The 10,956-nt window shown below is 48.2% G+C and carries 15 protein-coding genes; 9 read left to right on the top strand and 6 right to left on the bottom strand.

Annotation, left to right across the window (positions count from 1 at the left end):
- Positions 1–35: 35 nt before the first annotated feature.
- On the bottom strand, positions 36–1,025 hold the full coding sequence (locus tag INT33_RS20245) for a cache domain-containing protein (RefSeq protein WP_193092878.1): 990 nt from the start codon (positions 1,023–1,025) through the stop codon (positions 36–38).
- A gap of 276 nt (positions 1,026–1,301) precedes the next feature.
- Here INT33_RS20245 and INT33_RS21500 point away from each other — a divergent pair, with 276 nt between their 5' ends.
- Entirely contained in the window at positions 1,302–2,597 is a 1,296-nt protein-coding gene (locus INT33_RS21500) for a methyl-accepting chemotaxis protein (protein WP_193092877.1), read from the top strand.
- 137 nt (positions 2,598–2,734) lie between these two features.
- Here the strand turns inward: INT33_RS21500 and INT33_RS20235 are convergent, their stop codons facing one another.
- Positions 2,735–3,001, bottom strand: a complete 267-nt coding sequence (locus INT33_RS20235) for a hypothetical protein (RefSeq protein WP_193092880.1) — start codon at positions 2,999–3,001, stop codon at positions 2,735–2,737.
- Positions 2,896–3,489: an ESPR domain-containing protein gene (locus INT33_RS21615; protein ID WP_193092876.1), complete on the bottom strand. Its 594-nt coding sequence runs from the start codon at positions 3,487–3,489 to the stop codon at positions 2,896–2,898. The genes INT33_RS20235 and INT33_RS21615 overlap by 106 nt, the downstream gene beginning before the upstream one ends.
- A 618-nt stretch (positions 3,490–4,107) precedes the next feature.
- On the opposite strand from INT33_RS21615, the gene INT33_RS20225 reads away from it, so the two are divergent.
- The 4 genes from INT33_RS20225 to INT33_RS20210 all read left to right on the top strand — a co-directional run bounded on the left by INT33_RS20225 (position 4,108) and on the right by INT33_RS20210 (position 6,106).
- Positions 4,108–4,467 carry an XRE family transcriptional regulator gene (locus INT33_RS20225; RefSeq protein ID WP_089037365.1) on the top strand — a complete coding sequence of 120 codons (360 nt, stop codon included), beginning with the start codon at positions 4,108–4,110 and terminating at the stop codon, positions 4,465–4,467.
- Positions 4,464–5,006 carry an RES family NAD+ phosphorylase gene (locus tag INT33_RS20220; RefSeq protein ID WP_193092875.1) on the top strand — a complete coding sequence of 181 codons (543 nt, stop codon included), beginning with the start codon at positions 4,464–4,466 and terminating at the stop codon, positions 5,004–5,006. Before INT33_RS20225 ends, INT33_RS20220 begins: the two co-directional genes overlap by 4 nt.
- A 132-nt stretch (positions 5,007–5,138) precedes the next feature.
- Entirely contained in the window at positions 5,139–5,537 is a 399-nt protein-coding gene (locus tag INT33_RS20215; protein WP_193092874.1) for a DUF4878 domain-containing protein, read from the top strand.
- Positions 5,516–6,106, top strand: a complete 591-nt coding sequence (locus INT33_RS20210; RefSeq protein ID WP_193092873.1) for a YiiX/YebB-like N1pC/P60 family cysteine hydrolase — start codon at positions 5,516–5,518, stop codon at positions 6,104–6,106. The genes INT33_RS20215 and INT33_RS20210 overlap by 22 nt, the downstream gene beginning before the upstream one ends.
- A 451-nt stretch (positions 6,107–6,557) precedes the next feature.
- Here the strand turns inward: INT33_RS20210 and INT33_RS20205 are convergent, their stop codons facing one another.
- Both INT33_RS20205 and vapB read right to left on the bottom strand, forming a co-directional pair.
- The gene (locus tag INT33_RS20205) at positions 6,558–6,971 is read right to left on the bottom strand and encodes a type II toxin-antitoxin system VapC family toxin (protein ID WP_319643948.1); all 414 of its coding nucleotides are present in this window, start codon (positions 6,969–6,971) and stop codon (positions 6,558–6,560) included.
- Entirely contained in the window at positions 6,968–7,198 is a 231-nt protein-coding gene (gene vapB / locus INT33_RS20200) for a type II toxin-antitoxin system VapB family antitoxin (protein WP_193092872.1), read from the bottom strand. The genes INT33_RS20205 and vapB overlap by 4 nt, the downstream gene beginning before the upstream one ends.
- Positions 7,199–7,480: 282 nt before the next feature.
- On the opposite strand from vapB, the gene INT33_RS20195 reads away from it, so the two are divergent.
- From INT33_RS20195 to INT33_RS20185, 3 genes are all read left to right on the top strand, one after another.
- On the top strand, positions 7,481–7,753 hold the full coding sequence (locus tag INT33_RS20195; RefSeq protein ID WP_193092871.1) for an HU family DNA-binding protein: 273 nt from the start codon (positions 7,481–7,483) through the stop codon (positions 7,751–7,753).
- Between the two features lie 26 nt (positions 7,754–7,779).
- Positions 7,780–8,229: a hypothetical protein gene (locus INT33_RS20190; RefSeq protein WP_193092870.1), complete on the top strand. Its 450-nt coding sequence runs from the start codon at positions 7,780–7,782 to the stop codon at positions 8,227–8,229.
- A gap of 116 nt (positions 8,230–8,345) precedes the next feature.
- Complete coding sequence (locus INT33_RS20185) at positions 8,346–8,594, top strand: type II toxin-antitoxin system Phd/YefM family antitoxin (protein ID WP_193092869.1); 249 nt, start codon at positions 8,346–8,348, stop codon at positions 8,592–8,594.
- Between the two features lie 317 nt (positions 8,595–8,911).
- On the opposite strand, the gene INT33_RS20180 is transcribed toward INT33_RS20185, so the two are convergent.
- On the bottom strand, positions 8,912–9,871 hold the full coding sequence (locus INT33_RS20180) for a LysR family transcriptional regulator (protein ID WP_193092868.1): 960 nt from the start codon (positions 9,869–9,871) through the stop codon (positions 8,912–8,914).
- Positions 9,872–10,155: 284 nt separating this feature from the next.
- On the opposite strand from INT33_RS20180, the gene INT33_RS20175 reads away from it, so the two are divergent.
- The gene (locus tag INT33_RS20175; RefSeq protein ID WP_193092867.1) at positions 10,156–10,884 is read left to right on the top strand and encodes a hypothetical protein; all 729 of its coding nucleotides are present in this window, start codon (positions 10,156–10,158) and stop codon (positions 10,882–10,884) included.
- Positions 10,885–10,956: the final 72 nt, after the last annotated feature.

The raw sequence follows: 10,956 nt of genomic DNA, 5'->3' as shown, positions 1-10,956 counted from the left end.
AAAAGGCGCTGCTCATGGGGCACTCACTCACTCACTCAGTGAAGTACATAAAGTTCACTATATACTCCTTCGTGGGGAAAGATAAGTATCAGCCCTCCCCAGGCATAGGAAGAAATTTTCTCCATCCCGGCAATAAGCGGAGCCTCAGCCTGGGCTTGTGGTAGGTGTACACCCACGATCCAGTTGGCTGGCCAGACTTGGCGATATGCGACTAGCTGACGCTCTCCAGATAGCGAATTCTCGACACTTTCTCCTTCCCAGCCAATGAGAGCCTGCTCAAGGATTGGCGAAATATTTTTAGGAAGAGTAACAATGGCTTCCTGTTGATGAGGTGCATAAATCCGCTGTCTGGAAGCAGCAGTAATAGTGACATAACCATCATCGCCTAGACGCAGGCTATCGAAGTTTTTGAAAAGTCGACTTTCCTTGATATTGACCAAACCACCTAAAAATCCGGTGTAGCTGCCCTCTGCATCATATAAAGGAGTTAACATCAAAATCAGAGGGGATCCAGTGATGCGGCCGATGAGGGGTTCACTAATATGTGGCGTCTTGAAAGCCTGCATAAAGCGCGCATAGTCACGGTCGGCAAGAACAGCTCCCTTGCGTCCGCCATCGACAGGCCACTCATCAACGATTTGGCTCTGAAGGTCGAATAAAATCAACGCTTCGAAAAGATTTCCCCAGATATGTGCATGCTGCGCGTTTAGGGCACCCTCTATAGGCATAGAAATGCCCTGAGCTAAACGGCCAAGCTCAGTCAATCTCTCATTAACTTGTAAAGTGATGGTATTACTAATGAGTTCGGCTTCGTAACGCAGATGCTGGTGATTAGTCTCATTAACTAGAAGCCGTCCCGCTTGCCAACCGGATGTTAGCAGTATTACGCACAATAAACCCCATAACGCAGCGGCTCCTAGCAGCAAGCGCCCCCGGAGAGTAGTAAAAGAGAACATTACAAACTTCTTTAAAAAACTCCCGAAGCGCGAGTAGATATAGCGTTTATTTTGTGGTGATAGCGACATTGGGTTTATTTATTCATGAATAAAGTGGGCGTTAATTTTTAAGATACTAGTGGAATATTGTTGATTTTTCTGCGTTTACCAGCTTTTTCCTGATTGCCTGAAGCTTTCAACTATAACCTGTTCGTACCGAGTAATCACACGCACTTTCCGTTTGCTCACTGAAACTGGCAGGCACCCAGCTCTAGGCTCCCTCGATAGTGGGCTTTTAGAATAATTTTCAGCAGTAATATTATAAACTGCGCAACCATACTCCACTGATAACAGCATGAGATTCCTATGAAAAACCTCCTGACGTTGTTACTAACGAGCGCATCAACGGTCGCAAGGACTCCTTTGGAACAAGCACTTTCTCAGAATATGGCCTGCATCTCATTCAAGCCCAATGGCACTGTCATCGATGCAAGTCCGATTTTTCTAGATATTATGGGATACAGTCTGTCCGATGTGGTTGGCAGTCATCACCAGATTTTCTGTCCACCAGGCGTCTCTGAAACCAAACAATACCGATATTTCTGGGATGCGCTAATACGGGGAGAGCATCAGTCAGGCACCTTTCGCCGCATCAATCGTTATGGTGAAGATGTGTGGATTGAAGCCACCTACATGCCAGTCATTCATCCCCGCGATGGGCGGGTCACTAAAATAGTTAAAATCGCCAATGATGTGACAAAGAAGCAGACAGCTCATCTGGCGGCGCAGGCCACCGTCAATGCTCTGAGCAGGTCGATGGCGATCATTGAATTCAAACCAGATGGAACTATCATCCAGGCCAACAGTAACTTTCTGGCCGCTACTGGATATGATCACGACCAGATAAAGGGGCAGCACCACCGAATCTTCTGTCACGCTGATTACGCCAGCAGCACCGAATATCATGACTTCTGGAACAGCCTATCTGCTGGAGAATACCGGCAAGGAAAGTATGAGAGGATCGACGCCTACAGGAATACCTTGTGGCTTGAAGCTACATACAACCCCGTTCTCGACCCCGAAGGGCACGTTATCCGCGTGGTTAAGTTCGCTACAGACGTGACCCGCGATGAGGAAATCGCGAAGGCTACCCACCAAGCGGTAGTCTCGGCCCAAGCAACCGCCGTTCAGACAAAGCAGATCGCGACAGTCGGCTTAGAGCAACTTCACGACATTATAAAGGAGTGCCAGGACTCAGTCGCTGAGATGGTGCAGGCGCGCGAGTACTCTGCCGATTTAGTCAACCATGCAAAAAATATCGGATCACTTTCTCAAGACATTTCGCAAATTGCCGAACATACCAAACTGCTTTCTTTAAATGCATCCATCGAGGCAGCTCACGCAGGAGAGCAAGGCAAGGGCTTTGCTGTGGTCGCTCACGAGGTGCGTCAGTTAGCATATCGCTCGGGGGAAGCCGCCACACGCATTGCTGCTGTGTTAGCAGAGCACCGCGCAATGGTCATGGAGACCAGTGCCAGCATGGAGAGCGCGACTGCAAAAAGCGGACAGATCCAACAGCATATACTGGACATCGAAAAAATCGTCCAAGACATCCATATCGGTGCCCAAAATGTAATGACAAGTGTTGAACGCTTGTCATGAGGAAAGTAGGCGCTGGGTGAGCTATTTACAAAGGCAGCTTTTCAGATGGTATATGCGTGTGGGGAGTTCTTTACAGAGGCACCAGTGCCAATAGCAAATATTGAGCTGTTCGTGGGACATAGCCTCCTGATGACATATCAGCGGGTAATAGAGAACGATTTTGCGCCATGTCGAATTGCAAAGGCATTTTCTGAATTAGGTGTTTTTATGACTTCCGAAGGAGTAGTTCTAGAAGTGTATTCGGCACCGGCCTGGGTAAAGCTTGAACTATTACCGATCACAAAGGCACCAGTAGCATTTAGCGTATTGTCACTACCAAAAGCGCCCGAGCGGTTATCTGAAACAGTATTAGCATAGCCAATGCTAATGTTCTTCTGGCCAGAAGCAGTTGCCTCAGTGCCCATATCATAGCATTAGTATTGTGTGCTGATGCGCCTGATCCGATTGCAATGGCCCCTTGAGCAGGGGCGTTATCAAACCTAGTCTCTTGTGGATCATCAAACCCAGAGAGGAAGAAAATCCCGCCCCCTGACGTTTGACCGAGACATGACCAAAGATCGTTGTCTGCGTCAGTCGTAAAACAATTGTTGACGCTGGAGTCACCCGCTAATGGGGCTGAATCACCAGACATAAATCCTAAATACGTTGTATCACTTGCCGCACCATCCGAAAACCTAACTGCGAGTGCCTGGTGAGAAGCCGTTAAACTCACAATTGCGACAACTGCAGCTAATGACGACAACTTATAAAGACTTGAAGACTGCGTGGTAATGACCGATTGACTCATTCGTGTAGACTGAGTGGCCGATTTATCGTGACTGCGTGCTGCTTCAGACGCCACAACCAATCTGCCAAGCGTGCGACTCCAAATCAAACGAAACACTTTATTCATTACGGCATGCTCCCGTATCCCGTACTTTTTGAGATGAGTGCTTGGCGGACTTGGCGCAAATGCTCAATCAGGACTAACAGCACGAGACACTGAACAATGCGGTCGAATAGACCTATAGATAAATAAAATCGCGCTATAGAATATTTCGCGATTGAAACAATCGAAGAGTGTTAACTAGTGAATTGATGAAATCTTGTTAAATGAGGCAACAAAGTAGCATTTAGATGTGCGTTAGACGCAGTGAGATAAGATTGTCAGATGGAACAGAAGCATGTCTATGTTGCAGATACTTGAGTGGCTGGGGCAGCCTTTTGACCCTTTCCGCCTTTTGGGATTTTCAATCAACTATTCTTTCATGGATAAGCCCCTTCCCCTTCAAAACCATTCCATTAAAAAACCATTCCATTAGTCGGTTCCGTTTGGCCTTTTAGGTCTGTTCCTTTTCCTCAACACAGCTAGTCGGGGATTCAATAGCCTTCCTCACCCCATAGTTTTAGCTGTAGCGGGAAAGGTTGTGTAGCAGCGACTGGCGATGCAACACATGCTCTTCACTAGCTTTGACGAAACCTAATCTGACACATAGAATGACATATATATACGTCAATTTAGGTGACAAAAATGAGCATCAAAATTAAAGACGTCGTGGACCATGAGGGCTTTATCATGGCAGAAGCTCTCTTGAATGAGCTGCATATCACTAAGCGTGAGTTCGCTCATGCGATCGGGCTGAGTCATAGTGCGATAATCCGCAAGGACCGTCTCCATGCAGTCTCCACACAGCAGCGCCTACGCCAAACTATGGAGATCCTTAAGCGGATCGAACCATGGGCTGGCTCGATCAGCGGGGCGTGGTCATGGTACCGCACGTACCCGATTCCCCCTCTTGGAGACCTCACAGCAGAAGAGTTGGTCAGTCATGGTCGTGCTGATGATGTACGAGCTTATATCTCTCACATTGCTGAGGGAGGCTATGCATGAGCCTGCTGAAACTAGGGTTTCAGTACAAAGGGGTCGTCTATCGTGGCCACAATCTTAGGTGGCAACATGCGCCTGAATCCGGGGAGGGTGCAGCTAGGAATGGGGGGCGTTGGAACCCAGTAGGTCTCCAAGCGTTGTACACCAGTGAGCGCTTTGAAACCGCTTGGCTTGAGGCCCAGCAAGGCTTCCCATTCAAGACCCAGCCGCTGACGCTTTGTACCTACCATGTTGATTGCGGCCCCCTATTAAACCTTTGTGACCCAGCAATTCAAGAGCGAGTGCGCCCTAATCCGAAGGAGTGGATGCACGAAGCTTGGCTGAACAAGAAGCTTCGACGCGAGCCAGTCATTGCTTGGGAGATCGCAGCGCAGCTGATTGAAGAGGGTTTCACTGGCATTCGCGTGCCATCTCAAGCAAATGGAGCAACCCATCGTGACATTAACATCGTGTTCTGGAAGTGGTCACAAAAAGTGCCTACCAAAGTTCGGGTGATAGATGATGAAAAACGGTTACCAAGTGAACCATCGAATACTCCTTAAATATCTTAGTCAGTACTTGAGAGGTATTAGTACTCATTCAGCCCATGCCATCTTTCCCAAAATGCATAAAACAACCTCATAAAACTTTGTTATTATCATCAGACGGGGGAAGGATTTATCAAAGGGACTAACATGAAAAACTACTTGTTTTATCCATTACTATTGCTTTTGGCTGTGCTCACACTTACCGCTTGCTCCGGTGGGAAGCCAGAAGATACCGTTGAGGCGTTCTTCAAAGCTGCCGCACAAGGTGACACTGATAAAGCTATTGACCAAATATCATTTGCAAGTGTCAGCGCAAACGACATGGTTCAAGCCAGAGGCAAAGTGCAAATGATTGTCGGTGAAGTTCAGAACCGCATAAATGCTAACGACGGTTTCGACTCTGTGGAAACCCTCAATTCTGTTATCTCAGACGACGGTAGTCAGGCGACGATCCAGAGCCAAATCAACTATGGAAATGGCAAAAGTACTACTGAAAATACACGGCTAGTCAAAATTGATGGCGATTGGAAGATAAGCTTAGATTGATGACCAAGTTCTCCTGGGTACGCACTACAATAGCTTTCATCTCGCTGTATACTCTCGCCCCCCTATCAACAGCAGATGAATTGGGCGATGCTCGCCCGGGAGACCTTATTTTTCGGGAAGGCACTGAGTTCGTAAGCAATGCAGTATTAGCAATTGATAATGGAAGCTTTAGCCATGTCGGCATGCTTGCGAAGCAGGATGACCAATGGGTTGTGATCCACTCTTCTCCTGCTGAAATCCCAGGTCGTATCGATGGAGTGGTTATCGACCCACTGAGCTTCTTTATCGCGCCAGAACAGTCTCGTTACTTTTCTGTCTATCAAGTTGATGCCACTGATGCTGAGAGGCAAAGCGCGGTAGATTGGGCGATAGCAAAGGAAGGAACACCATTCAGAGTATTTGGCGTTGATGCAATTTATTGCACGACTTTGGTCTGGAAAGCTTGGCAAATGGCAGGAATTAATTTGGAGCCGACGTTTTCCAGGTTGGCAATACCACTAGCAGAGGGCGAATACCTATTACCGAGCGGTCTTCTATCGTCTCCAAAACTAACACGATTACCGCAATAAGCTCTCTTATCAAAGTAGATCAACTGAGAACTCAGCTTTTTGTAGCACTCAGTCCCCTCCTACATGTTGCCGACCAGCCATTAAATCTCACAAAGCCGATGTTGGCGTCAAGGGAGTCCAGCATAAGGTTGGCCTGGGGAATGATATGGTTATTACATTTCTTCACTTTGTAACCAGACACTTTAGTACGCCTGCGACAGCCTTATATGTTCCGTGAGGCTTACAGACCTTCCAGTGCTTCCGCAATATATCCACATGCGGATTGCTCACTCAAAAATTCTAGTATTTTGCCTGTATCATCACTCAGTAATTCCACTCCCCGGCGACCCGTGCCGATCTCTATGGCCCAATTCGCCTCGTGGGGTACTGCTACTACATGGCTGTACTTCTGGTACCGTTCTCTTAGCTTTACTGACATAGGTCCCATTGTGCTCTCCCTACTTTTCACTTGTTAATGAACCCAATCTTCGTAAACAAGCCCAGGAACACGACTAAACTCGCGAACATTATTTGTCACCAAGGTGCTGGCTGAAGCGATGGCATGCCCTGCAATTGCTGAATCATTAGCGCCAATCGGGGTGCCTGCCTTGGCTAAGGCCTGCATTAGCTCTACGGTCGCATCAACGGCTGGCTGATCCCAGGACAAAACTGCATCCAGCCGCTTCACAAATTCATCGACTAGAGGCTTGTGCTTAGCAGATGCTTTTTTGCCGATTTGGCCATAGCGCATTTCTGCATATGTAATAGCCGAAGCGACAATGCGATTGCCCCGCTCAACTTCGGCGGCAAGGCGACTAATAACCGATGGCGGATGTTCCCGCATGATGAATGAACAGATACACGTATCAAGCATGTAGGTCGTCACAGATTAAACCTGCCTTCATCGCTTACAACGTCTGGACGATCAATAAGAAAGTTGTCATCCGCTTTCGGCAGCTCAGCAAAAGACGTCCAGGAGGGTCGTACCGGACGCAATGTAATTACGTCCCCTTCTCGGGTGATCTCAAGCTCCCCGATACCTTCATAAGACATATCAGCGGGCAACCGAACAGCTTGGTTTTTACCGTTCTTGAAAATGGATACTGTGCGCATAAAACCTCCTGCATATGCATTACATATGTAATATAGCAACACACTCAAGCATATGCAATGCATATGCTTGAGTAAAACACGATTTCATAAACTATTTGGTTTCAACATCTACGTTCTGCACAGTTGGCCTTCTTCTGCAGTGGCTCGATCCAGAGTTAGATCGACAACCGTGGCGATTCTCTGAAAATTAAACACGGTTACAGATCGTTGTCCCACCTCGTACCCACCGCTATATTGTTCACTGGGTGGCTCGAAAATTAAGTCAAATTAAGGACTAGACTCATGAACAAAAAAGAGCTTGTAGACCGCATTGCTGTTTCAGCAGATGTTTCTAAAGCTAAAGCAACCAGGATCTTGGACGCGTTCACCGAGGCTGTAGCAACCACGATGGCCAATGGTGACAAGCTTTCATTAATTGGCTTTGGCACATTCGAAACTCGTAAACGTGATTCGCGTATTGGTCGTAACCCGCAGACAGGACAAGTGATCAATATTCCAGCCGCTAATGTGCCTGTATTTAAAGCCGGAAAGGCATTGAAGGATGCTGTGAACTAGTTCTATTCATTCTCAGGTGAAATAGCATGGATGCGACTATCAGACAATCTGTATGGGCTTTCTTTATCGTGATGACCATCCTCCTTGCTGCATGTGGCAATGAGGAGGTGGGGCCATCGAAGGAGAAGGTTAAACTTGACCTACAAGAGTGGCTGGATACTCAACTTCGATCTAACCACCTAGTTAGTATCGACACACTGACAATCGATAACCGCAACGCTCTCTCTGAAGATCTTGTCAATTTTGAGCTGACGATCACAACCTCCATCGATGAAGAGGCTGTTGACCAAGCAATTGATGCGTTTTTGGCCCGCGAGCAGTTTTCCCCAACCTATCATAGCCCACCTAATAAAGACCTATTGATGTCGCTAGACGAGGCAGAGGAGCGTTTAATTGTGCGGTACACCCTTCAGGCTGGGAGTGTATGGCTACTTGCCCAGGTAGCTACACAGCCTTTGGCTGACTATTTCGACTAAGAACGACCGAAAACCAAGCGCTTGTTTCTTACAACCTATTCAGAGGCCCTTTACCTTGCAGGCGAGCTCCCTTGCTATTGGTATACGATCTATTAACAGGCCTCGGGGAGATACTTATGACTAACCAAATCTATTCTGAAGTAACCGCAAGCATCTCAGAGCTCAAAAAGAGTCCGATGGCGATCGTGTATTCTGGGGAAGGATTCCCTATCGCCGTTCTAAACCGAAACAAACCTGCATTCTATTGTGTCCCGGCTGAAATCTACGAAGCTATGCTTGAGCGACTTGACGACCAAGAGATGGTAGCAATTGTAAAAGAGCGACTTTCAGAGCCTAGTATCCTCGTCGACCTAAATGAGCTTTAAGTCTTCACTTGCGTTCAAAACCATCAGCTCTAAAGGAATGGAGGAAGCTCGCTAAGGTATTTCAGGAACAGTTCAAAACAAAGCGGGTATCCAGAGTGGCTGTTTGATACCACCTTGCCAACGGATGGAGCAAAGAGGCGGCCTCTTCGGATTGTCTGGTCGATGGCCCTCATTCTCACCCAATATGCCTCTGGTTGGGCATTACCCATTAACGAGCCTAGTGATTGATACTCGTTACCGTGAAGCCGTCGCTGCAAAACACGTAGAAACCAGTTCATGTAGACGATCACATGAGCTTGGGTAAATGATTATTCTCTCTATTGAGAACGGAAATGCTCTTCCCGAAACCAGGTCGCGTATCGCGAAACCTCCTGAAAAGCTTCCTCCCTGAGGATGCGTTTGGCAATGGCTGCTATCTCCTCCGGCAGTTTCCCCAGCTCAGCCGTGCGGCACATGATGACCAGTTGTCGATATACAGCAGGGCCCGGTAACGGCTCGCATTTCACGTTGGCAAGATGGCTCTTGGCCTGCAAAAGGCACAAGGGGGTCGTCATGGTCCAGCCTAATCCCGAGGCTACCATCGACAGGACTGCATCGGCTGTATCAAACTCGAGTCCAGGACCAGGCTGCAGCCGCAACCACTTTAGGTAATTCCCCGCTTCGGTGCCGCTGGGCGTGCGCCCAGAATAGCGTATAAAGGCCAGCGTCTGTACCAGCGTCTTCAGCTCCTTGTATTCCGTGTCAAAGCTCTTCGGCAAGGCCAGGACGTAGGCTTCCTGCAGCAACGGAAACTGAGATACTCCAGGGATTGGCGCAGGTGGCGGCATAGTGATGGCGAGATCTAGGTCTCGATTCCTGATTCCCTCCCACATGATCGGCGATACGCCTGAAATCACGCTAAGGTTCTCGGCACGGTCCACGATATTCTTGATCAGAGAGGGCCCCCCGGTCGACGCGAAGGAGTCCACCAGACCGCAGCGTAGCAGAGGCAAGCGCGTGGTGTTGGCAGTCGATAGCTGGTTTCTCAGTGCAGTCATCTCCGATAACCAGCGACTGGCGCTGCTATAGACGGCGTTACCGGCGACCGTGACTTGCATGGGCCTCATGCTCCGGTCCAGAAGCGTCACTCCAAGCTCGGTCTCGATCATCTTGACCGCCTGTGAAATGGCGGACTGGGTCATCGCTAACTTCTTAGCAGCATCCGACATGCTACGGGTTTCGACGACAGCAACGAAGATCGCCAAGGCTTTGGCATCGAATGGCAGTTGGTAGCGCATGGGAGTGGCCTGTCACAGACTATTATCACTTATTTTAATACTAACGATAAGATATTTCCATTTTTCTTATAGTGTGTATAAACCTGAACTAACATGGAGTCCGACACGGCAAGCGCGCTGGGCTGCCATCGAGGCCAGCCCAGATAGACGGCCAACGTATCTACTATACAGCCGTGCCAACAATGTCGGCCTGAGTTAACCCCAAATGAGATTGCCATAGATGAGAAGGGGTTTCCCTGCACTCCAACCACAATCACGCTAAATGCGAATAGGGATAAAAATCAATGAGTTATAAAATGAACCCAGGGGATATAGACAAACCTCTCGAGAGACAGGAGCAGACCTCTGCACCAACTTCTTGCCAAGACACTGAATACAAGGAACAGCACCCATTTTTAATGCTGTCCGTTATTCTGGTCTTGGTATGTATTGCCGCTAATTTAATACCCAGTGGAGTGTTTGAAAGAACCGTCGTAGACGGAAGAACGCTTATCGATCCTGAATCATTCCAGATTGTCGAAAAGTCTTATATAGGATTTACTGACTTCTTTCTTTCATTCTTTGAAGGCTTCAAGCAGGCAAGCGGTTTGATGGCCATGGTGCTGTTTGTTGGTGGAGCCTTCGGCGTTGTCAAACATATCGGCTTGCTGGAAGCATCGATTAACTCATTGGCTGGAAAGCTGCAACATTTACACTTCCTGCCGATGACACTAACCCTGATCCTATCTTTCGGTACGCTGGTATCATTAACTGGCATGTATGAACTGAGCATTGTACTTGTGCCTCTCATCGTTCCGTTGTATCTGCGCTTCGGATATGACGTGATAGTCGGCACTGCCGTCGTATTGGTTGGTGCATGTGCGGGTCTGGGTGCCGGAATGACCAATCCATTTTTCACGGCTATTGCCCAGAATATCGCTGAACTTCCGCTTTATTCCGGAATTCTGTTTCGCATGGGTGCCTTCTTGGCTCTCGCTCTAGTTGGCCTTGTCTTTATTTACTTTTATGCCTGAATTCATAGAATAACTGCAGCACTTTGGATCATACGGTAGAGGCAGGAGGGCCAGCAGCGGTACCCTCTCCGC

It is taken from the genome of Halomonas colorata (assembly GCF_014897985.1).
Lineage (GTDB): Bacteria > Pseudomonadota > Gammaproteobacteria > Pseudomonadales > Halomonadaceae > Vreelandella > Vreelandella colorata.
Note: the sequence above shows the minus strand (reverse complement) of the source record. Positions and strands in the feature narration are given on the sequence as shown.

Excerpts from the sequence above, each read along its gene's own strand:
- INT33_RS20245 (WP_193092878.1), bottom strand. The coding sequence starts at position 1,025 with ATGTCGCTATCACCACAAAATAAACGCTATATCTACTCGCGCTTCGGG.
- INT33_RS21500 (WP_193092877.1), top strand. The coding sequence starts at position 1,302 with ATGAAAAACCTCCTGACGTTGTTACTAACGAGCGCATCAACGGTCGCA.
- INT33_RS20235 (WP_193092880.1), bottom strand. The coding sequence starts at position 3,001 with ATGGGCACTGAGGCAACTGCTTCTGGCCAGAAGAACATTAGCATTGGC.
- INT33_RS21615 (WP_193092876.1), bottom strand. The coding sequence starts at position 3,489 with ATGAATAAAGTGTTTCGTTTGATTTGGAGTCGCACGCTTGGCAGATTG.
- INT33_RS20225 (WP_089037365.1), top strand. The coding sequence starts at position 4,108 with ATGAGCATCAAAATTAAAGACGTCGTGGACCATGAGGGCTTTATCATG.
- INT33_RS20220 (WP_193092875.1), top strand. The coding sequence starts at position 4,464 with ATGAGCCTGCTGAAACTAGGGTTTCAGTACAAAGGGGTCGTCTATCGT.
- INT33_RS20215 (WP_193092874.1), top strand. The coding sequence starts at position 5,139 with ATGAAAAACTACTTGTTTTATCCATTACTATTGCTTTTGGCTGTGCTC.
- vapB (WP_193092872.1), bottom strand. The coding sequence starts at position 7,198 with ATGCGCACAGTATCCATTTTCAAGAACGGTAAAAACCAAGCTGTTCGG.
- INT33_RS20195 (WP_193092871.1), top strand. The coding sequence starts at position 7,481 with ATGAACAAAAAAGAGCTTGTAGACCGCATTGCTGTTTCAGCAGATGTT.
- INT33_RS20190 (WP_193092870.1), top strand. The coding sequence starts at position 7,780 with ATGGATGCGACTATCAGACAATCTGTATGGGCTTTCTTTATCGTGATG.
- INT33_RS20185 (WP_193092869.1), top strand. The coding sequence starts at position 8,346 with ATGACTAACCAAATCTATTCTGAAGTAACCGCAAGCATCTCAGAGCTC.
- INT33_RS20180 (WP_193092868.1), bottom strand. The coding sequence starts at position 9,871 with ATGCGCTACCAACTGCCATTCGATGCCAAAGCCTTGGCGATCTTCGTT.
- INT33_RS20175 (WP_193092867.1), top strand. The coding sequence starts at position 10,156 with ATGAGTTATAAAATGAACCCAGGGGATATAGACAAACCTCTCGAGAGA.